The 19,861-nt window shown below is 73.0% G+C and carries 19 protein-coding genes; 10 read left to right on the top strand and 9 right to left on the bottom strand.

Annotated elements, in window-relative coordinates; genetic code table 11:
- Nucleotides 1-12: 12 nt before the first annotated feature.
- The 4 genes from OG985_RS40350 to OG985_RS40335 form a co-directional block, all read right to left on the bottom strand.
- Nucleotides 13-2,289, bottom strand: a complete 2,277-nt coding sequence (locus tag OG985_RS40350; RefSeq protein ID WP_371673341.1) for a tetratricopeptide repeat protein — start codon at nt 2,287-2,289, stop codon at nt 13-15.
- 63 nt (nt 2,290-2,352) lie between these two features.
- Complete coding sequence (locus OG985_RS40345; protein WP_371673340.1) at nt 2,353-3,213, bottom strand: oxygenase MpaB family protein; 861 nt, start codon at nt 3,211-3,213, stop codon at nt 2,353-2,355.
- A gap of 9 nt (nt 3,214-3,222) precedes the next feature.
- Nucleotides 3,223-4,413, bottom strand: a complete 1,191-nt coding sequence (locus OG985_RS40340; protein WP_371673339.1) for an acyl-CoA dehydrogenase family protein — start codon at nt 4,411-4,413, stop codon at nt 3,223-3,225.
- 185 nt (nt 4,414-4,598) lie between these two features.
- Complete coding sequence (locus OG985_RS40335) at nt 4,599-4,973, bottom strand: ferredoxin (protein WP_371673338.1); 375 nt, start codon at nt 4,971-4,973, stop codon at nt 4,599-4,601.
- A gap of 107 nt (nt 4,974-5,080) precedes the next feature.
- On the opposite strand from OG985_RS40335, the gene OG985_RS40330 reads away from it, so the two are divergent.
- From OG985_RS40330 to OG985_RS40305, 6 genes are all read left to right on the top strand, one after another.
- Entirely contained in the window at nt 5,081-5,440 is a 360-nt protein-coding gene (locus OG985_RS40330; RefSeq protein ID WP_371673337.1) for a DUF6479 family protein, read from the top strand.
- A 199-nt stretch (nt 5,441-5,639) separates the two neighbouring features.
- A complete protein-coding gene (locus tag OG985_RS40325; RefSeq protein WP_371673336.1) occupies nt 5,640-6,527 on the top strand; it encodes an NAD(P)-dependent oxidoreductase in 888 nt (295 codons plus the stop codon).
- Nucleotides 6,528-6,577: 50 nt separating this feature from the next.
- Nucleotides 6,578-7,000, top strand: a complete 423-nt coding sequence (locus tag OG985_RS40320; RefSeq protein ID WP_371673335.1) for a PPOX class F420-dependent oxidoreductase — start codon at nt 6,578-6,580, stop codon at nt 6,998-7,000.
- 235 nt (nt 7,001-7,235) lie between these two features.
- A complete protein-coding gene (gene dhaK / locus OG985_RS40315; RefSeq protein ID WP_371673334.1) occupies nt 7,236-8,228 on the top strand; it encodes a dihydroxyacetone kinase subunit DhaK in 993 nt (330 codons plus the stop codon).
- A 49-nt stretch (nt 8,229-8,277) separates the two neighbouring features.
- Nucleotides 8,278-8,886 carry a dihydroxyacetone kinase subunit DhaL gene (gene dhaL, locus OG985_RS40310; RefSeq protein WP_371673333.1) on the top strand — a complete coding sequence of 203 codons (609 nt, stop codon included), beginning with the start codon at nt 8,278-8,280 and terminating at the stop codon, nt 8,884-8,886.
- Nucleotides 8,879-9,289: a PTS-dependent dihydroxyacetone kinase phosphotransferase subunit DhaM gene (locus OG985_RS40305; RefSeq protein ID WP_371673332.1), complete on the top strand. Its 411-nt coding sequence runs from the start codon at nt 8,879-8,881 to the stop codon at nt 9,287-9,289. The genes dhaL and OG985_RS40305 overlap by 8 nt, the downstream gene beginning before the upstream one ends.
- 48 nt (nt 9,290-9,337) lie before the next feature.
- On the opposite strand, the gene OG985_RS40300 is transcribed toward OG985_RS40305, so the two are convergent.
- Nucleotides 9,338-10,033: a glycoside hydrolase family 75 protein gene (locus OG985_RS40300; protein WP_371673331.1), complete on the bottom strand. Its 696-nt coding sequence runs from the start codon at nt 10,031-10,033 to the stop codon at nt 9,338-9,340.
- Nucleotides 10,034-10,510: 477 nt separating this feature from the next.
- Here OG985_RS40300 and OG985_RS40295 point away from each other — a divergent pair, with 477 nt between their 5' ends.
- Both OG985_RS40295 and OG985_RS40290 read left to right on the top strand, forming a co-directional pair.
- Nucleotides 10,511-11,512 carry a fibronectin type III domain-containing protein gene (locus tag OG985_RS40295; protein ID WP_371674632.1) on the top strand — a complete coding sequence of 334 codons (1,002 nt, stop codon included), beginning with the start codon at nt 10,511-10,513 and terminating at the stop codon, nt 11,510-11,512.
- A 196-nt stretch (nt 11,513-11,708) separates the two neighbouring features.
- On the top strand, nt 11,709-12,260 hold the full coding sequence (locus OG985_RS40290) for a hypothetical protein (protein WP_371673330.1): 552 nt from the start codon (nt 11,709-11,711) through the stop codon (nt 12,258-12,260).
- A gap of 24 nt (nt 12,261-12,284) precedes the next feature.
- Here the strand turns inward: OG985_RS40290 and OG985_RS40285 are convergent, their stop codons facing one another.
- The 4 genes from OG985_RS40285 to OG985_RS40270 all read right to left on the bottom strand — a co-directional run bounded on the left by OG985_RS40285 (nt 12,285) and on the right by OG985_RS40270 (nt 16,342).
- Nucleotides 12,285-12,836 (bottom strand): PadR family transcriptional regulator, encoded by a 552-nt coding sequence (locus tag OG985_RS40285; RefSeq protein ID WP_371673329.1) that lies wholly within the window; start codon nt 12,834-12,836, stop codon nt 12,285-12,287.
- A 29-nt stretch (nt 12,837-12,865) separates the two neighbouring features.
- The gene (locus OG985_RS40280) at nt 12,866-14,881 is read right to left on the bottom strand and encodes an FAD-dependent oxidoreductase (RefSeq protein ID WP_371673328.1); all 2,016 of its coding nucleotides are present in this window, start codon (nt 14,879-14,881) and stop codon (nt 12,866-12,868) included.
- A 98-nt stretch (nt 14,882-14,979) separates the two neighbouring features.
- The gene (locus OG985_RS40275) at nt 14,980-15,348 is read right to left on the bottom strand and encodes a hypothetical protein (RefSeq protein WP_371673327.1); all 369 of its coding nucleotides are present in this window, start codon (nt 15,346-15,348) and stop codon (nt 14,980-14,982) included.
- Between the two features lie 115 nt (nt 15,349-15,463).
- Entirely contained in the window at nt 15,464-16,342 is an 879-nt protein-coding gene (locus OG985_RS40270) for a hypothetical protein (protein ID WP_371673326.1), read from the bottom strand.
- Between the two features lie 373 nt (nt 16,343-16,715).
- Between OG985_RS40270 and OG985_RS40265 the strand changes: the two genes are divergently transcribed.
- Both OG985_RS40265 and OG985_RS40260 read left to right on the top strand, forming a co-directional pair.
- Nucleotides 16,716-18,797 (top strand): SpoIIE family protein phosphatase, encoded by a 2,082-nt coding sequence (locus OG985_RS40265; protein ID WP_371673325.1) that lies wholly within the window; start codon nt 16,716-16,718, stop codon nt 18,795-18,797.
- 117 nt (nt 18,798-18,914) lie between these two features.
- The gene (locus OG985_RS40260; protein ID WP_371673324.1) at nt 18,915-19,682 is read left to right on the top strand and encodes a hypothetical protein; all 768 of its coding nucleotides are present in this window, start codon (nt 18,915-18,917) and stop codon (nt 19,680-19,682) included.
- The last annotated feature ends 179 nt before the right edge of the window (nt 19,683-19,861 follow it).

Below are 19,861 nucleotides of genomic sequence, written 5' to 3'. Positions count from 1 at the left end.
CCGGGCCGGGGGTCAGGTGCCGCCCGACGCCTGCTGCCGGCGCAGTACCGCGACCCTCCGGTACAGCTCCACCGCCTCCGCACCGCGTCCGACCTGCTCCAGGCAGTGGGCCTCGTCGCTGCGGCTCGCGAGGGTGTCGGGGTGACCGGGGCCGAGGACGCGCTCGCGGGCGGCGGCCACACGCCGGTACTCGGCCAGCGCGTCCGCCCAGCGGCTCAGCCAGCCCAGGCCGACGGCCACCTCGCGGCGGCTGATCAGGGTGTCTGGGTGGTCCGGTCCGAGGACACGCTCGCGGATCGCGCAGACGTCGCGTGACTCCGCGAGAGCCTCCTCCCAACGGCCGAGACGGCCGAGGTTGACGCCGAGGCCGTGGCGGGCGCGGAGCGTCTCGGGATGGGCGGGGCCGTGGACGCGGGTGCGGTCGTCGATCAGCTCGCGGTAGAGCGTCAGCGCCTGCGCGCTGCGGCCGAGGCGGCCGAGGCTGATGCCCACCTCGTAGCGGGCGGCGAGGGTGTCGGGGTGGTCGGGGCCGAGGGCCTGGGCGCGGGCCGCGGCGACCTCCCGGTAGGTCTGCAGGGCCTCCGGCCAGCGGCCCAGCTGTCCCAGCGCGTAGGCGACCTCGTACCGGGTGACCAGCGTGTCGGGGTGGTCGGGGCCGAGCACCCGGACGCGGGCCGCCGCGACCTCGCACGCCATCCGGTACGAGTCCTCCGGGCGGCCGAGTCTGCTGAGGTTGAAGGCGAGGTTGTGGCGGCAGCGGAGGGTGTCCGGATGGTCGGGGCCCATGGCGCGCTCCCGGGCGGCGAGCACCGACGTGTACGTCTGGTGGGCGTCGAAGTGGCGGCCCGACTGGCCCAGCACATAGGCCACTTCCTGGCGGGCGGCGAGCGTGTCGGGGTGCTCGGCACCGAGCAGGCGCTCCCTTGCCCGGGCGACGTGGGTGTACTCGCGCAGGGCGTCGGCGGCGCGGCCGGTGCGACTGAGGGTGAAGGCGAGCTCGTAGCGGCTGGAGAGGGTGTCGGGGTGGTCCGGGCCGAGCAGGCGCTCGCGCTCGGAGGCGACCGCGCGGTGCACCTCGCCGGCCTCCGTCCAGCGGCCCAGCCGACCGAGGCCGAGTGCCTCGTCGTGCCGTCCGGCGAGCGCGCTCACCGCCTGCGGGGAGGGGTCGGACGGGCCGGCCGGTACCGGCGGCGGCTCGGACCGGCCTGCCGGGGGCCGCGGGATCCACTCACCGGTGAGGCCGGCTCCGGCGTCCGGGGGCGTGGTCCGCAGACCGGCCCCGGTGGCCTTGTGACCGGTGGTCATACCGCGGGTCCAGGACGGCAGACGGCCCTCGGGTGACGCCGGGCCGGGCACCCGGAGCGCCTCGCCGGAGCCCGCGGGTCCCGAGGCCCGGAGCACCGGCTGCGGGGTCACGACGGTCGGCACGTACATCGGCGTGGTGCGGCCCGTGTCGATCCGCCGGCTCACCTCGCCGGCGTCGGAAGGCCGTTCTTCGGGAAGTTTGGCCAACAGGTCCAGGATGATCCGCTCGAGGTAGGCGGGCAGTTCGGCGCGGTGACTGCGCGGTGGTTCGGGAGGCGTGTCGCGGTGGCCGACGAGGACCCCCCAGGCGTCGTCGAGATCGAACGGCGGCGCCCCGGTGGCGATTTCGTACAGGACGCAGCCCAGCGAGTACAGGTCGCTGCGCTGGTCCACCTCGACTCCGCCGATCTGCTCCGGCGACATGTAGTGCGGGGTGCCCATGGCGATGCCGGTGCCGGTCAGCCGTGAGGTGAAGCCGATGTCGTGGCCGAGCCGGGCGATGCCGAAGTCGCAGATCTTCACGGTGCCGTCGGTCAGCCGCACGATGTTCGCGGGCTTCAGGTCGCGGTGCACGATGCCCTGCCGGTGGGTGTAGGCGAGCGCCGCGGCCACCTGGTCGGCGATGTCCACGACGTCGGAGACCGGCAGCGGACGGTGCTCGTTGTCGTCCAGGAGCTGGCTGAGGTTACGGCCCTCCAGCAGCTCCATCACCAGGTACAGGACGCCGTCGGACTCACCGAAGTCGTGCACGACGGTCACCCCGCGGTGCTGGAGCGCGGCGGCCACCCGGCCCTCGCGCCGGAACCGCTCCCGCAGCACACGGGTGAAGGACGGGTCGTGGTGCGGCCCGAGCGGCTTGAGGCACTTCACGGCGACATGCCGGCCCAGCGACTCGTCACGCGCACGCCACACCTCGCCCATGCCGCCACGCCCGATCAGGTCGAGCAGCCGGTACCGGCCCTGGATCAGCCTGCTGTCCCCCATCTGCCGCGATCGCCCCCGTCGAAAACTCGCCCCGCCCTCCCCTGGCTCGTCCAGTATGGCGAGCTATCGTCCGACTTTGTACGGCGCCGGGCGGGAGCCGGGTCCGAGGCGGGCCATGGCCCGGAGGATGTGCTTGGGCGGGAGCTGCCACCGCAGACGTGCGGGAACGCGGCGCAGCAGGGTGCCCGTGGTGCGCAACCGGCGGGTGACGGCGGCGGGTTCGGGGGCGGGTCGCCCGTAGAGCTCGTGGGCGTACGGCGGCAGGGCGGCGTACGCCAGCTGCGCCACGTGCCGCCACAGCACCTCGCGCGCCGGGATCAGCAGAGGATGCGTCGGCGGGCGGAGCAGGAGGTCGTCCACCGCGCGTGCGTCCGCTCCGGCGGCCAGCTCGGGCCGCACCTTCTCGAAGTAGGCGGCCAGCTCCGCCCGGTCGGCCGGCACCGCGTCCGGGTCGAGACCCACCAGGCGGGCGCTGACGCGGTGTTCGGCGACGTAACGGTCGGCCTGCGCGTCGGTGAGCCGGAAGCCGGAACGGCGCAGGACGTGCAGGTAGGAGTCGATCTCGGCGCAGTGCACCCAGAGCAGCAGCCCGGGTTCGTCCACGTCGTAGCGCTCCCCGGTGTCCGGGTCGGTGGCCTGGAGCCGACGGTGGATCGTCCGCACCCGGGCGCCCGCCTTCTCGGCGGCCTCACAGGTGCCGTAGGTGGTGGTGCCGACGAAGTGGGCGATGCTCCTCAGCCGGCCCCAGGCGTCGCGCCGGAGATCGGAGTTCTGCATCACCCCGCGCACGGCTCGTGGGTGCAGAGCCTGGAGGTACAGGGCGCGGACGCCGGCCACCCACATCATCGGGTCGCCGTGCATCTGCCAGGTCACCGAGCGCGGTCCGAAGAGCCCCGGGTCGCCCGCCGGGATGGAGGCCGTCATGCGGGCAGGCTAACGCCGTACCCGGGGCATCCCCAGCCCGATCCACGAGATGATCTCCCGCTGGATCTCGTTGTTGCCGCCGCCGAAGGTGAAGATCACCGCGGAGCGGTAGCCGCGTTCCAGTTCGCCGTGCAGCACCGCGCCCGCCGAGCCCTCCTTGAGGGCGCCGGCCGCCCCGACGACCTCCATGAGCCACGCGTAGGCGTCCCGGCGGGCCTCCGAGCCGTACACCTTGACCGCGGAGGCGTCCTGCGGGGTGAGCGTGCCGTCCTGGACGGCGGTCACCATCTGCCAGTTGAGGAGTTTCAGCGCGTCGAGCCTGGTGTGGGTGCGGGCGAGCAGGCGGCGCACCCAGGGCAGGTCGACGACCCGGCGCCCGTCGGCGAGTTTCGTCTCCGTCGCCCAGCGCTGGACGTCGTGCAGCGCGCGGATGGCCATGGTGCCGTGCGCGGCGAGGGTGACCCGCTCGTGGTTGAGCTGGTTGGTGATCAGGCGCCAGCCCTGGTTCTCCTCGCCGACCCGGCGGGAGACGGGGACCCGGACGTTCTCGTAGTGGCTGGCCGTGGTGTCGTGCGAGGCGAGGGTGTTGATCAGGGTGCAGGAGTAGCCGGGGTCGGTGGTCGGCACCAGGAGCATGGTGATGCCCTTGTGGGGCGGGGCGCCCGGGTCGGTGCGGACGGCCAGCCACACCCAGTCGGCGGTGTCGCCGTTGGTCGTCCAGATCTTCTGGCCGTTGACGACGTAGTCGTCGCCGTCGCGCACCGCACGGGTCTTCAGAGCCGCCAGGTCGGTGCCGGCCTCGGGCTCGCTGTAGCCGATGGCGAAGTCGATCTCACCGGAGAGGACCTTCGGCAGGAAGTAGGCCTTCTGCTCGTCCGTGCCGAACTGCATGATCGTCGGGCCGACGGTGTTCAGCGCCATCAGCGGCAGCGGGACGCCCGCCTGGGAGGCCTCGTCGAAGAAGATGAACTGCTCCATCGCCGTCAGTCCGCGCCCGCCGTACTCCTTGGGCCAGCCCACGCCGAGCCAGCCGTCCCTGCCGAGGCGGCGGACGGTGTCGCGGTAGAAGCGTTTCTGGGCGGCGGGGTCGGAGTACCGGGCCGAGTACCGGGTGGAGGAGTGGTCGGGCACCAGGTCGGCGAAGTAGGCGCGCAGTTCGGTGCGCAGCGCGAGCTGCTCGGGCGTGTATTCGAGGTGCACGGCGCCTCCAGGCTTCCCAAGGGCGGTCCTGACGGCGCACACCGTAGAACGTGTTCCAGAAATTGGGAATGCCGGGAGCACCTTCGGCCGCCGGAGCACCCGAAGTCCGGCCGCCCGCCGCCCGAAGCCGCAGCTCTCAGCTCTCAGCTCTCAGCTCTCAGCTCTCAGCTCTCAGCTCTCAGCTCTCAGCTGAGTGTGGCCATGAAGTCCGAGCAGGCCTGTGCGCACTCCCGGCACGCCTTCGCGCTCTGCTCGGCGCCCGCCTGCCCGTCGAAGACATGCGCGCACTCCAGGCACACCGTCCGGCACCACTCCAGCTGGACGCGGATGCCGGCCTCGTCCTGACGGTTCTCCTCGGACAGCACACGGCAGGTCGCGTCACACACCTCCGCGCACATGATGCCCTTGCGTCGTACGAGTTCCTGTCGCTCGGTCGCGTCCGGGTCCACGAGGCTGGCGCGCAGCGCGCACGCCCTGGCGCACTCGGTGCAGGCCTGTGCGCAAGCGAAGCGGTCCTCCAGGAACCGGAACAGCTCCTGCTGGGATGTCGTCGAAGTCACGTCGTCCGGGTAGCCGGTGCCGATGGCGCCAAACCCGGTGTTCGCAAGGGTTCCGGGCGGCGGCGGACCGGCTGGTTCAGGGCGGTCGTCACGGGTACTCGCGTGCCATGACTACTGCATGGATGGAGACGGCCGCGGGCACGGGCGCCGGCGGTGCCGCGATCGTGGTGGTAGGCGTGGTGATCGCGGCGCTGCTGATCGGCGCGTTCTGGCTGGGTGTCCGCGTGATGCGACGCGAATCGCGCCCGCCACGCCCGGATGAACAGCCACGGCTGCCGGACAGTGGCCCGGTCCGTGAGGTCCGCGAACACCGGGAGTCCGACGAGGTCCCCAGAAGCGAGGAACGGCTGACCCCGCACCAGCTGCCCGGCAACGCAGGGTCCCGGACCAGCACGTCCAAGGACCGGCCCCGCTGGGACGAGGGAAGCAGCGGTTCGTTCGGCAGCGGCGGACCGGGCGGCAGCTGAGTCCCGGCGCTCCGAGTCCTGTGCGCGGAGGTCCCGGCGCTCCGAGACCTCCGTACGCGGTGCCGGGCGCCGTAGGGAGGGCAGGTCACCGGGACGGGTGCACCCCCGTCTCCCGCCTCGCCCGGAGCACCCCCGTGATGGCATCGTCGGTGGCGGCCACGCCGCAATACACGCACCGCCACACGAGGAAGTTGACGTCATGACCGACAAGCTCACCGTGAGCGTCCTGGGTACCGGAATCATGGGGGCCGCGATGGCCCGCAACCTCGCCCGCGCCGGGCACACCGTCCGGGCCTGGAACCGCACCCGCGCCAAGGCCGAGCCCCTCGCCGCCGACGGCGCCCAGGTCGCCGACACCCCCGCCGAGGCGGTCCGGGACGCCGACGTCGTCCTGACCATGCTGTACGACGGCGCCGCCGCGCTCGACGTCCTGCGCGAGGCCGAGCCGGCACTGCGCCCCGGCACCGCCTGGGTGCAGTCCACGACCGCGGGCCTCGAGGCCACCGCCGAGCTGGCCGGGTTCGCGCGAGCGCACGGTCTCCTGTTCTACGACGCCCCGGTGCTCGGCACCCGCCAGCCGGCCGAGGCCGGGCAGCTCACCGTGCTCGCCGCCGGGCCCACCGCCGGCCGGGAGAAGGTGACGCCGGTCTTCGACGCTGTCGGCGCCCGCACGGTGTGGACCGGCGAGGACGGGGCGACGGCGAGCGCCACCCGGCTGAAACTGGTGGCCAACAGCTGGGTCATCGCCGCCACCAACGCCACCGGGGAGCTCCTCGCCCTGTCGAAGGCCCTCGACGTGGACCCGGGGGACTTCTTCGCCCTCATCGCGGACGGCCCGCTGGACATGGGCTACCTGCACGCCAAGGCCGCCCTGGTGCTGGAGGACCGGCTCACGCCCGCCCAGTTCGCGGTGGCCACGGCCGCCAAGGACGCCCGGCTCATCGTCGAGGCGGGCCGTCGGCACGGCGTCCGCCTGGACGTGGCGGCCGCGAGCGCGGAGCGGCTGGAGCGCGCCGCCGCCCAGGGCCACGCCGACGAGGACATGGCCGCCGCCTATTTCGCCAGCTTCGACGAGAAGCCCTCCTGAGCGACTCCCAGGCCGCTCCCGGCCCTTCGTCCGCAACCAGAGGAGTCCGCATGTCCAAGCCACCCCTGCCGCCCGAGGCCGTCGAACTGCTGAGCCGGCCGAATCCGTGCGTCATGGCCACGCTGCGTTCGGACGGCGCCCCCGTCTCCACCCCCACCTGGTACCTCTGGCACGAGGACCGGGTGCTGATCAACATGGACGGGGGACGCGTGCGGCTGAAGCACCTGCGGCGCGACCCGCGCGTGAGCCTCACCGTGCTCGACAAGGACGACTGGTACTCGCACGTCACGCTGATCGGCCGAGCCGTCGACATCTACGACGACGAGGACCTGGCCGACATCGACCGCATCTCCCGGCACTACGCCGGCGGGCCCTACCCCGACCGCGTACGCCCGAGGGTCAGCGCCTGGATCGAGGTCGAGCGGTGGCACGGCTGGGGAGCCTTCAGGGACAGCGACCAGGCGTCCCCGTGAAAGGCGACGGTGCGTGTCGGGTGACTACCGTCCGTGTGGAACGGTGGCCGCGGATCCGCCCTGGTGGGCGGCCCGCGCGCCCCGGAACGTCCGTCCACGTGACCTTCGCCCCGCGAGCGCCGATACTTCCGAGTGTGGGCTCCCGGAACCGTCGCTCCACCTGACGGCCGTGTCCGACGGTTTCCCGGGGCAGCCGGCGACAGTGCGCAACTGCCAGGCGATCCAGGAGGCACTCATGAAGATGCTCATCAACGTCCCGGAGAACGTGGTCTCGGACGCGTTGCGTGGCATGGCGGCCGCTCATCCCGAGTTGACCGTCGACGTGGAGAACCGGGTGATCGTACGGCGGGACGCCCCCGTCGCCGGAAAGGTCGCCCTGATCTCCGGTGGCGGCTCGGGACACGAGCCGCTGCACGGTGGATTCGTGGGCCCCGGAATGCTCTCGGCGGCCTGCCCGGGCGAGGTGTTCACCTCCCCGGTGCCCGACCAGATGCTGCGGGCGGCGGCCGCGGTGGACAGCGGGGCCGGTGTGCTGTTCATCGTGAAGAACTACACGGGTGACGTGCTCAACTTCGACATGGCGGCCGAGCTCGCCGAGGACGAGGGCATCCAGGTCGCCAAGGTGCTGGTCAACGACGACGTGGCGGTCACCGACAGCCTCTACACGGCCGGCCGACGCGGCACGGGCGCGACGCTGTTCGTGGAGAAGATCGCGGGGGCGGCAGCCGACGAGGGGCAGGCGCTGGAGCGGGTCGAGGCGATCGGCCGGCAGGTCAACGAGAACTCCCGCAGCTTCGGCGTCGCGCTCAGCGCGTGCACCACCCCCGCCAAGGGCAGCCCCACCTTCGACCTGCCGACGGGCGAGCTGGAGCTGGGCATCGGCATCCACGGGGAGCCGGGGCGGGAGCGGCGGTCGATGATGACCTCGCGCGAGATCGCCGACTTCTCGGTCAACGCGATCCTGGACGACATGACTCCGCGCAATCCCGTCCTCGTCCTGGTCAACGGCATGGGCGCGACCCCCCTTCTGGAGCTGTACGGCTTCAACGCCGAGGTGCAGCGCGTGCTCACCGAGCGCGGTGTCGCCGTCGCCCGCACGCTCGTCGGCAACTACGTCACCTCGCTCGACATGGCCGGCGCCTCGGTCACGCTGTGCCAGGTCGACGAGGAGACGCTGCGCCTGTGGGACGCGCCGGTGAGGACGCCGGGGCTGCGGTGGGGCGTGTGACCCGACAGGGGAAGGCGCTCACCACGTACCGACCAGGCAAGGAGATCACGTGCTCGACGCCGATTTCTTCCACCGCTGGATGACGGCGACCGCCGCGTCCGTCGACCGTGAGGCGGAGCGGCTCACGGCCCTCGACTCCCCCATCGGGGACGCCGACCACGGCAGCAACCTCCGCCGGGGGTTCACCGCCGTGGTCTCCGTGCTGGAGAAGGAGTCGCCCCGGACGCCCGGCGCGGTCCTCACCCTCGCCGGGCGGCAGCTCATATCGACGGTCGGGGGTGCCTCGGGTCCGCTGTACGGGACGTTGCTGCGCCGTACCGGCAAGGCGCTCGGGGACGCCGACGAGGTCAGTGCGGAGCAGCTCACCGAGGCGTTGCGGGCGGGGGTGGACGCGGTCAGGACGCTCGGCGGTGCCGCGCCCGGCGACAAGACGATGATCGACGCGCTGGTGCCGGCGGTGGACGCGCTGGGCGACGGCTTCGCCGCGGCACGCACCGCCGCCGAGGAGGGGGCCGTGGCGACCACTCCGCTCCAGGCCCGCAAGGGCAGGGCCAGCTACCTCGGCGAGCGCAGTATCGGTCACCAGGACCCGGGGGCCACGTCGGCGGCGCTGCTGGTCGCCGCGCTCGGTGAAGCGGCGGAGGCGAGCGATGAGTGACGACAAGCTGGTCGGGATCGTGCTGGTGTCGCACAGCGCGGCGGTGGCCGCGTCGGTCGCCGAGCTGGCGAAGGGGCTGGCCGGCGGGGGTGCGGAGGTGCCCGTCGCTCCGGCGGGCGGCACCGAGGGCGGCGGACTCGGTACGAGCGCGGAGCTGATCGCGGCCGCGGCCGCGGCCGTCGACCGGGGTGCCGGAGTCGCCGTCCTCACCGACCTCGGCAGCGCCGTCCTCACCGTGAAGGCGCTGCTCGCCGAGGGCGACGAACTCCCCGAACGGACCCACCTGGTGGACGCCCCGTTCGTCGAGGGAGCGGTCGCCGCCGTCGTCACGGCGTCGACGGGAGCCGACCTGGCGGCGGTGGAGGCGGCGGCCGGGGACGCCTACACATACCGGAAGGTGTGAGAACAGCCCCGCCCCCGGCTCTGGCCGGGGGCGGGGCCGTGACGGGGTTCAGCCGGCGCGCACGAACTCCTTGGCCAGGCGCTCACCGAGCGTCACGGCGGCCGCGTGATTCTCGATGGGCGTCACCTGCGTGTTCTTGAAGACGATGTAGGTGACGCCGGAGGCCGTGCCGCCGCCGCGCGGGTCGGCGCGGATACCGAGGGCCTCGGCGGTGGCGTACGACGCCTCGCCGATGATGTCGTACGGCCCGACATCCCCCACGACCGCGTACTGCACGCGCCCTTGGTGGACGACGGCGGCGACCGAGCCCCCGCGGATGCCGTGATCCCGGTAGTTCCAGATGCCGCCGGCGTCGGGCACGACGATGTACGGGAGGCGTTCGGCGCTGAGATAGCGGCCGTCGGACTGCTGGAAGGCCGTGGTGTCGGAGAAGAGCGGATCGGTGCGGCCGTTGCACAGCGGGCCCGGCTGCCCGTCACAGTCGATGTCCATGTCGGCCGTCCAGAAGACGGCCTCCCGGGTGCCGCAGACCGGGATCGTCGCGGGCCCGCCGGCATCCGTGCGGTAGCGGCCGCCGGAGACGGGGACGCAGTCACGCACCTTGGCCAGCAGGTCGGCGGCGAGGACGGTGCCCTCGCGCCGCACGACCCGCTCCTCGCGCGCCTGGGGCACCGCGGCGGAGAGCGTCGTCGGGGCGAGCAGGGCGATGCCTGCCGCGGCCAGCGTCAGCGACTGGACACGCACGATGGAAGCCCTCTCCTGGGGGACATGTGGCGAACACCCGGCCAAATCTGGTGCCGTCGCGGGCATCCGGCCACTGTTGGAGGGCCGGACGGCGCACGTCCGCGGGGATCGGCAGGGGCCGGGGGCCCGGGCCCGTGTCGGCTCCGGGCTCCCGGCCGCCCACGTCCGGCGCGGGATCAGCGACGACAGCGGTCCGCGCCACCGGCCAGAACTTCCCGGTTCCCAGGGAGAGTTCGGCCGTGAGAGACCTCAGCATACGTAACGCTCCCGGCGGCCGGGCAACGACCGCCCCCTTGCCGCCGTCGCATCCGGGGCGCCATATTGGTCCGGACCATTGCCGCCGTGCCGCCCCCGGGAGGCAGAGCCGTGCGACGCGTTGCCGATCACCGTGCCGCTCCCCCACACCGCCGCTCCGTTCCTCACCTCCACCGCCGCTCCGTCGCTTCCCCTAGCCGGTTCCTCGCGCTCTGCGCGGCCGTGGTCCTGCTCGCGTCCTGCGGGTGGGGCGGGACGGACGACGGGACGGGTGAGGGCGGGCTGCCCGGGGCGCCCGTCGGCGTCACCGCGACGGCGGGCAGTGCGACCAGCGTCCACGTGATGTGGAACGCGGTGTCCTCGGCCGGCGGCGTCCGCGTCTACGAGGTGTACCGCGGAACCACAAAGGTGAAGGAAGTACCCGGTTCGCAGCACATGGTGGACCTCACCAGGCTCAGGCCGTCCACCCTGTATGTCTTCACCGTGCGGGCGCGGGACACCGCCGGGCGCCGGGGGCCGCACAGCCGCGAGGTCCGGGCCACCACACCCGCGGCCGCGGCGGCGGACGACTCGGCGCCGACGGCTCCGGGCCGGTCGCGGGGCAGAGCGGCCGGCAGCCGGGCCGTCCAGCTGTTCTGGTCCGCCTCCTCGGACGACCGGGGCGTGGTCTCCTACGACATCCACCAGGGCGGCACGAAGATCCACAGCGTGGGTGGCGCCCAGACCGCGGCCGTGGTCACGGGGCTGCGGCCGGACACCCGTTACACCTTCACGGTGCGGGCCCGGGATGCCGCGGACAACGTCTCGCCCCCCGGCGCCGCCGTCCGCCTCACCACCGCGCCGGGCTCCGACGACGGACGCGGCTCCGCCCCCACCGCCTTCCGCGCCACGACCCACCGCACCGACGGGGCGTACTACGTCGACCTCACCTGGGTTCCGCCGCGCACGGGCGGCGTGGTCACCGAGTACCAGCTCCGCCTCGACGGCCGGCCGGCCACCTCACTGGTGTACGGCGCGGGCGCCCCTCGCGACCGGGCGGCGTACAGCTTCTACGTGGGACGGCAGGCCGGGGCCACCCACCGGATCCGGATCCGCGCCAGGCTGCCCGACGGCACCTGGGGCGGCTTCTCGCCGGAGCGGACGGTGACGACGGGCGGGGCCGCCGACCCGAGCGGTACGGCGGACGAGCCGGGAGACGCGGGACAGGCGGAGGCAGGCGGCTGACACCGCGCGGCCGACATCGCCATGCCGGGGCGGCCCGCGATCCTCCGGACGAAGGACTGCGTCACCTGCCCGGGTGCAGTCCGCATGCGGTCCGGGCCGGGGACACGTTGGCTTCCTCTCAGGCGGCACGGGCGTTCCCCGACCCTCGGCGGCGCAAGGGATGTACCGCCAACCGTGCAGCCGGAGGGCAGTCCATATGCACACTCTTCAGGCACTCCACCGCACCGGCCTGACCGCGGCAGCCGCGGCAGCCGCCGTCGCCCTGCCGCTCACCCTGTTCGCCGGGCCCGCGTCGGCGGCTTCCGGCGTCTCCGTGAGCACCAACGGGTCCACGGTCTCGGTCACCACCAGCGCGTGCACGCAGGCGAACGGCAGCTGGGGCAACGCCTCACTCCTCAGCGGCGGGCAGGCGACCTTCTCCCAAGGCCGCCAGGCGGCGCTCACGGGGTCGAGCGCCCTTCAGTCCGCGGCCTGGTCGAGCGTCAGTTCCGGGACGTACACCGTGGTCGTGGTGTGCTCGAACGGCAGCACCGCCGGCACCCAGTCCGTCATCGTCTCCCCCGCCTCGACTCCCACCATCTCCGCGACGGCCTCGGCCTCGCCCTCGCGTGGCGTGATGGGCGGTCTCGGCGGCGCCACCAGGGACTACGGCACCGTCACCCTGGCGGCCGGCGGCGCGCTCGTCGGAGCCGGGGTCATCGCCACGGCATGGGTCCTGCGCCGCCGCTCGAAGCCGAACCGGCTCTGAACGCGCGCTGGAGCGCGGCGCGGTTCACGGGCCGGCCGTGTCCGGACGTTCGGCGAACTCCTCCACCGCGCGCTCCAGCCACCGCGTCCAGAAGGTCTCCAGATCGATGCCCGCCTGCAGCACCAGATGCTGCAGGCGCTCCTGCGGACCGTCCCGGCCGGGTGGGAAGTCGCGCTCCTCGATCTCCCGGTACTCGGCCAACTGCCGCCGGTGCAGCTCCAGATGGCGGCGCAGATCGGACTCGATGCCGGCCGTGCCCACCACGGCCGCGGCGCGCAGCCGCAGCAGCATGACGTCACGCGGCGGCTTCGGGTCCTGGGACGCGGCGGTCCAGCGGGCCAGTTCCGCGCGGCCCGCCGGCAGGACCTCGTAGCTCTTCTTCTGCCCGCGGGCCGGCTGCTCGGCCGGGAGGGTGCGGATCTGGCCCTCGGCCTCCAGTTTTCCCAGCTCGCGATAGATCTGCTGATGCGTCGCCGACCAGAAGTAGCCGATCGACTTGTCGAACCGGCGGGTCAGCTCCAGCCCCGAGGACGGCCGTTCGAGCAGAGCGGTGAGGATCGCGTGCGGGAGGGACATGGAGTCATCCTAGGGACGGACGCACAGGGTCAGAGGGCCGCCGCCAGCTCGGTGCCCTGCTTGACCGCGCGCTTGGCGTCGAGTTCGGCGGCCACGTCGGCTCCGCCGATGAGGTGCACGCTGCGGCCCGCGGCGAGGAGCTCCTCGTACAGGCCGCGGCGGGGTTCCTGACCGGTGCACAGCACGATCGTGTCGACCTCGAGGACCGTGCTGTCCTCCCCGACGGTGACGTGCAGGCCCGCGTCGTCGATCCGGTCGTAGCGCACGCCCGCGACCATGGTGACCCCGCGGTGCCTGAGCTCGGTGCGGTGGATCCAGCCGGTGGTCTTGCCGAGGCCCGCGCCGACCTTGGCGGTCTTGCGCTGGAGCAGGTGGACGGCGCGCGGCGGGGCGGGCCGCTCGGGTGCGGCGAGCCCGCCGGGGGTCGCGTAGTCCATGTCGACGCCCCAGAGGCGGAAGTACGCCGCCGGGTCCTCGCTCGCCTTGTCGCCGCCGTCGGTGAGGAACTCGGCGACGTCGAAGCCGATGCCGCCCGCGCCGAGGATCGCGACCCGGTCGCCCACGTGTGCGCCGTCGCGCAGGACGTCGAGGTAGCCGACGACGCTGGGGTGGTCGATGCCGGGGATCTCCGGGGTGCGCGGGGTCACGCCGGTGGCCACGACGACCTCGTCGTAGCCTGCCAGGTCCCCGGAGGTCACCCAGGTGTTCAGCCGTACGTCCACGCCGTGCGTGTCGAGCTGGTGGCGGAAGTAGCGCAGCGTCTCGTCGAACTCCTGCTTGCCGGGGACCTTGCGGGCGACGTTGAGCTGACCGCCGATCTCGTTCGCGGCGTCGAACAGGGTGACGTCGTGGCCGCGTTCGGCCGTCGACACCGCGCAGGCGAGTCCCGCGGGGCCCGCGCCCACGACCGCCACGCGTTTGCGCAGCCGGGTCGGCGAGAGCACCAGCTCGGTCTCGTGGCAGGCGCGCGGGTTGACCAGGCAGGAGGTGATCCTGCCGCTGAAGGTGTGGTCGAGGCAGGCCTGGTTGCAGCCGATGCAGGTGTTGATGGCCTCGGGGCGACCGGCCGCGGCCTTGGCGACGAAGTCGGGGTCGGCGAGCATCGGCCGGGCCATCGACACCATGTCGGCGAAGCCGCCGGCGAGCAGTTCCTCGGCGAGTTCGGGGGTGTTGATGCGGTTGGTGGTCACCAGGGGGACCGAGACCTCGCCCATGAGCTTCTTGGTGACCCAGGTGTAGGCGCCGCGCGGCACCGAGGTGGCGATGGTGGGGATACGGGCCTCGTGCCAGCCGATGCCGGTGTTGATGATCGTCGCTCCGGCCGCCTCGACCGCCTTGGCGAGCGTGACCACCTCCGCCAGCGAGGAACCGCCCGGGACGAGGTCCAGCATCGACAGCCGGTAGACGATGACGAAGTCCTCGCCGACGGCCTCGCGCACCCGCCGGACGATCTCGACCGGGAAGCGCATGCGGTTCTCGTACGAGCCGCCCCAGCGGTCGGTGCGGTGGTTGGTCCGCGCGGCGACGAACTCGTTGATCAGGTAGCCCTCGGAGCCCATGATCTCGACGCCGTCGTAGCCGGCCTGCCGGGCCAGGCGGGCGGCGCGGGCGTAGTCGTCGACGGTCTGCTCGACCTCGGCGTCGGTGAGCTCACGGGGCTGGAAGGGGCTGATCGGGGCCTGGAGGGGACTCGGGGCGACCAGGTCCGGGTGGTAGGCGTACCGGCCGAAGTGCAGGATCTGCATCGCGATCCGGCCGCCCTCGCGGTGCACGGCCTCCGTGATGACCCGGTGCTCCTCGGCCTCCGCGTCGGTGGTGAGTTTGGCGCCGCCCTCGGCCGGGCGTCCGGCCTCGTTGGGCGCGATGCCGCCGGTGACGATCAGGCCCACTCCGCCGCGTGCTCGGGTGGCGTAGAACTCCGCCATGCGGGCGAAGCCGTGCTCGGCCTCTTCCAGGCCCACGTGCATGGAGCCCATGAGGACGCGGTTGGGCAGCGTGGTGAAGCCCAGGTCGAGCGGGCTCAGCAGGTGCGGGTAACGGCTCATCGGGCCCTCCGTGCGCGGTGTCGTCCCTCTGTTCTAGAGGACCGCGCACGGTTTATGCAACTAGTTGCACAACAGGGGCCGGGGTGATGTGCCGCAGGTCACCGACTCTCCAGCAGGACGTGCAGCTCCCGCTCCTGGTCGCCGGAGGCCGAGGAGAGGTCCCGCACCGCGAACAGGGAGTCCAGCGTGGTACGGAGCTGTTCGATCGCCCAGTAGCCGCCCTGCGCGTCGGCCTCGACGGAGGACGACAGCCGGGCGGGGTGGGCGCACTCGTTCGCGTCGGTGACCTCGAAGGTGCCCAGCCACACCATCGGGCGGGTCTCGTGAAGCTGCTGCGGTACCTCGTCGGTACGCCGGTCCGATTCGAAGCACGCACACAGCGTGTCGAAGACGATCCGGGCATCCTCCTTGCTGCATCCGCTGATCTCGACGGAGACGGACTCGTCGTGCAGTCGCTCGCGGCCCATCGCGATCGCTCCTCTCGTGGCGGTGGCACGGCACCGCGGGCTCCCCGCGAACCGTGCCACACCCCCAGAAAAGCACCACTTCGCCAGCCGGCACCACCCGGGGCGGCGCCCGATGTCAGCCGCGGGTGAACTTGTACGTCTTGCTGTCCGTCAGCACGCAGAAGCCCGGCGAGACGACGATCACGCGGAGGGTTCCCGTACGGCGGTCGTAGTCGATGCCCTCCGCCTCGAAGGTGCCCGAGCAGGAACTGCGCAGCGGGAGCTGCCGGAGGGCGGTGACATGACCGCTGACGTCGGCCGAACCGTTCGGCTCGGCCGACAGGTCGACCTGGAGCAGCGGCTTGGTGACGCCGAACAGCGTGCCCGCCGGGTCGTCGGAGGAGCACAGCAGCCTGGTCGCGGTGACGAAGTCGCAGCCCTGCACGTCCCGCACCGGGTGATCCAGGTTGACGGTGGACGCCTGCGGAAGGTTCGCGGCGGGCGAGGTGCCCGGGTTGACGCCCGGGGTCGGGAACACCAGCAGCCGGGTCATGGTGCCGTACTCGCCCGATAGCATCCACTGCCCGCCGGGCGCCACGGCGGCCCAGGAGTTGTTCAGGGCCTCGCCGGGGCCGAGCGTGTGAACGTACTCCGACCAGCCGCCGCCCGGCGCCTGCACCCGGAACATCTTCGTGGTGCCGGAGTCCCGCTGGTACGGCTCGACGTAGTAGCCGTCGTAGGAGGCGTCGGGGTCACCCACATGGTTCCAGCCGCGGCTGCTGAGACCGACGGGGATCGTGCCGATGCCGGTGTAGCGGTTGGCGCTGCCGGCCGGGACCTCGACCGAGGCCAGCCCCTGGCTCTCGGTCAGCGGGTCGGCGCGGTCCGAGCCCGCCTCGTTCCAGGTGTCGGCGGCGGAGGCGGACGGAGCGGCCGACAGGACGGCGGCGACGGCGGTGAGGGTGACGAGTCCGGCCAGGACCGGGTGACGACGTTGCCGGGCACGCAGGGGCATGGAACGACTCCTCGGTGGGGGGTGGGGCGTGGTCGGCGGACAGTCTGGCGTTCCCAGGTGGTCATGTACAGACCAATGTGGAAACCTCGGCTGTCGGTCCGGCGACGGGCGCCGACCCACTCGTCCGGACGTGACATCCCGCACGCCCGTGCACGGCGTCCCACCCGACGACCGGCCACGACCGGGTCCGGCGAGGGCGCCCGTCCGGCACGACTTCGCCGGACGGGCGCCGCAGATTGAGAGATGGTGGAAGAGTGCGACGGTGGCGTCGCGGAAACGGTTGAGCGCGAGAGAACAGTCGAGTGCGGAAAAACAGCGGAAACCGGCACGGGGGAACGACGTGCCCCGAGGATGGGCGGAGGCGGTGCCCGCGATGAACACGGCGGGAGCCCCCCTGCCCCAGGGCGACGAGCCGGTGCACGGGACGGTGCGGCCGACCGGTCTGCTCGACGTCCTCGGCGTGGCTTCGGTGGTCCTGGACACCGAGGGACGCATCGTCCTGTGGAGCCCGCAGGCCGAGGAACTGTTCGGATACTCCGCGCGGGAGGCCCTCGGCGAGTACGCGGCCGGACTCATGATCAACGAGCAGCACGTCGACCTCGTAGTCAAGCTGTTCGCCGACGTCATGGCCACCGGTGAAAGCTGGTCCGGGGCGTTCCCCGTCCGTCACAAGGACGGCAGCACCCGACTGGTGGAGTTCCGCAACATGCGGCTGCTGGACGACCGGGGCGACGTCTACGCCCTGGGACTCGCCGCCGACCAGTCGACCGTGCGCCGTCTTGAGCGGGACGTGGCGCTGTCGGCGCGGATGATCACGCAGTCCCCGATCGGGCTGGCGGTCCTCGACACGGACCTGCGGTACGTCTCGGTCAACCCGGCGCTGGAGCGACTCAACGGCACATCGGCCCAGGAGCACCTCGGCCGGACGATCGGCGAGGTCATGCCGGACTTCGACGTCCAGAACGTCGAGGCCGCGGCGCGGGAGGTACTGGCCACCGGCCGGCCGATCATCAACCGGCACAGCATCGGGCGTACGCTCGCCGACCCGGACGAGGACCACGCCTGGTCGATCTCGATGTACCGGCTGGAGGACTCCACCGGCACCGTGCTGGGCGTGGCCGGTTCGGTCGAGGACGTCACGGAGCAGTACCGGGCGGGCGTCGAGGCCGAGGCCCTGCGCCGCCGCCTGGCCGTCATCGCGGACGCCTCCGCCCGGATCGGCACCACGCTGGACCTCGACCGCACCGCCCGGGAACTGGCCGGGGTCGCCGTGCCGGAACTCGCCGACATCGCCGCCGTGGACCTCCTGGACGCGGTGGTGGAGGGCAGGCGCAGCAGCCTCGGCCCGGCCGAACCCGCCGTGATACGGGCCCTGGCCGTCGAGGCGTACCTGGCCCCCGAGGCACTGCTGGCGGCGGACCCGCCCGGACACGTGGCCCGGTACGCGCCCGACCGCCTCGTCACGGAGTGCGTGCGCACGGGCAGCCCGGTCATGGTGACCCGGGTCGAGGCCGCGGACCTGCCCCGCATCGCGCGCTCCGCGGAGTCGGCCGAACTGCTGGCGCGGGCCGGCGTCCACTCCTACCTGGCCGTGCCGCTGATCGCGCGGGGCGAGGTACTGGGCGCCCTGGACCTCAAACGCGCCCGCAACCCGCTGCCGTTCAGCGAGGACGACCTGCTCCTCGCCCGTGAACTGGCGGCCCGGGCCGCGGTCCAGATCGACAACGCCCGCTGGTACCAGAACGCCCGCGACACCGCCCTCACCCTGCAGCGCAGTCTGCTGCCCAGCCATCCGAGGCTGACCGGCGGACTCGAGGTGGCCTCCCGCTACCAGCCCGCGGGCGCCACCGCCGAGGTCGGCGGCGACTGGTTCGACGTGATCCCCCTGGAGGGCGGAAAGACCGCGCTCGTCGTGGGCGACGTGATGGGCAGCGGCATCAACGCCGCCGCGACGATGGGCCGACTGCGCACCGCGACGAACACCCTGGCCTCGCTCGACCTCGATCCCGCCCGGCTGCTCGAGCACCTCGACAGGATCACCGACGGCCTGGACCAGTCCATCGCCACCTGCGTGTACGCGGTCCACGACCCCCGGCTGCGGCAGTGCCGGATCGCCAACGCCGGGCACCTGCCGCCCGCCCGCCTCCGTGCCGGACAGCACCCGGAATTCCTCGAACTGCCCACCGGCGCGCCGCTGGGCGTGGGCGGCGTCGCCTTCTCCACCACCACCGTCGACCTCGAGCCCGGGGACCGGCTCGTGTTCTACACCGACGGCCTGGTGGAGACACGGCAGCACCCGCTCGACGAACGCCTGGACGCGCTCCTGGCCCTCCTCGACGGGCCGGACCGTCCCCTGGAGGAGGTCTGCGACCTCCTGCTGCGGACCCTGCACCAGCCGGACAACTCCGACGACGTGGCACTTCTCATCGCCCGCGTGCAGACACCCGACGACTGACGGCGGCGGCCGTCCGGATTCACAGCATTCGATTACCTGCTCCTTACCGCCCTCACCCGACAATCACAGGGAGGCATGCGATCGGGATGCCGGCCGCCCGGCCGATGGGAGCGCGTCGTGACACACGATCCGGACCAGGACCACACCGCGGCCGGCGAGCCGCCCGACCGGCCCACCCACACGCCACCGGACGCGCAGGCGGACGGGGGTTGGGAGTTGCTCACGGGGCACGGCGGGCCGGAGCCCTCCGGCCCGCCCGGCGCGGGCCTGCGAGACGCCTGGCGGCGACGGTCCGTCCGGGCGCGGGCGGTGGCCGCGGCGGCCACGGTCGCCGTGCTGGCCGTCGGCGGCGTGGCCTACGCCGCGAGCTCGGGCGGCGGAGGTGGCGGGGCCACACCCGCGGCCGCCGGATCCGGCACGTCGTCGGCGTCGGACAGACCGGGTGACCGGCACGGCCGTGGCATGTGGTTCGGCCTCGGCGGCGACGGCGTGCACGGCGAGGCGACCGTCAAGGACCGCGACTCCGGCGAGTGGGTCGTGCGGGTCTGGCAGTGGGGCACCGCCGAGAAGGTGGACGGCGACCAGGTCACCGTCAGGAGTGAGGACGGGGCCTCGTGGACGTGGACGGTGGACTCGGACACGTCCGTGTTCCGTGACGGCGCGCCGGCCTCCGGGTCCGACGCCGTCAGGAAGGGCGAGACGTACTACCTGGCCGGCACCCGCGCCGAGGACGGAGCCCTGACCGCCGCCCGGGTCCTGTCGGGCACTCGGGAACCGGGCGGACCGGACGGGCCGCACCGCGGCGACCACGGCCCCCGGGACTGGCGAAGCCCCCGTCCCACGACGAGCCCGTCGGGCGGGCCGGGCAGCGACGCGACGACCTGACGGCGCCGGCCCGCCCCGCGGCACCACAGCCGGACGACCCCGCCCACGCGGGTTGCACGGCCAGCGCCACGACGCCGTACGCCGCCGTGACCGACGAGCGCGGCCGAGCACCGATCAGGCGCCCTTCCGCGGTCGAGTGCCGATCACACGACGGCGTACAACTCCTCGGAGACGGCCGG

The organism is Streptomyces sp. NBC_00289 (assembly GCF_041435115.1).
Classification (GTDB): Bacteria; Actinomycetota; Actinomycetes; order Streptomycetales; family Streptomycetaceae; genus Streptomyces.
Note: the sequence above shows the minus strand (reverse complement) of the source record. Positions and strands in the feature narration are given on the sequence as shown.

Bases quoted from the DNA above. Each gene is read 5' to 3' on its own strand.
- OG985_RS40350 (WP_371673341.1), bottom strand. From the start codon at position 2,289: ATGGGGGACAGCAGGCTGATCCAGGGCCGGTACCGGCTGCTCGACCTG.
- OG985_RS40345 (WP_371673340.1), bottom strand. From the start codon at position 3,213: ATGACGGCCTCCATCCCGGCGGGCGACCCGGGGCTCTTCGGACCGCGC.
- OG985_RS40330 (WP_371673337.1), top strand. From the start codon at position 5,081: ATGACTACTGCATGGATGGAGACGGCCGCGGGCACGGGCGCCGGCGGT.
- OG985_RS40325 (WP_371673336.1), top strand. From the start codon at position 5,640: ATGACCGACAAGCTCACCGTGAGCGTCCTGGGTACCGGAATCATGGGG.
- OG985_RS40320 (WP_371673335.1), top strand. From the start codon at position 6,578: ATGTCCAAGCCACCCCTGCCGCCCGAGGCCGTCGAACTGCTGAGCCGG.
- dhaK (WP_371673334.1), top strand. From the start codon at position 7,236: ATGAAGATGCTCATCAACGTCCCGGAGAACGTGGTCTCGGACGCGTTG.
- OG985_RS40305 (WP_371673332.1), top strand. From the start codon at position 8,879: ATGAGTGACGACAAGCTGGTCGGGATCGTGCTGGTGTCGCACAGCGCG.
- OG985_RS40290 (WP_371673330.1), top strand. From the start codon at position 11,709: ATGCACACTCTTCAGGCACTCCACCGCACCGGCCTGACCGCGGCAGCC.
- OG985_RS40285 (WP_371673329.1), bottom strand. From the start codon at position 12,836: ATGTCCCTCCCGCACGCGATCCTCACCGCTCTGCTCGAACGGCCGTCC.
- OG985_RS40280 (WP_371673328.1), bottom strand. From the start codon at position 14,881: ATGAGCCGTTACCCGCACCTGCTGAGCCCGCTCGACCTGGGCTTCACC.
- OG985_RS40275 (WP_371673327.1), bottom strand. From the start codon at position 15,348: ATGGGCCGCGAGCGACTGCACGACGAGTCCGTCTCCGTCGAGATCAGC.
- OG985_RS40270 (WP_371673326.1), bottom strand. From the start codon at position 16,342: ATGCCCCTGCGTGCCCGGCAACGTCGTCACCCGGTCCTGGCCGGACTC.
- OG985_RS40265 (WP_371673325.1), top strand. From the start codon at position 16,716: ATGAACACGGCGGGAGCCCCCCTGCCCCAGGGCGACGAGCCGGTGCAC.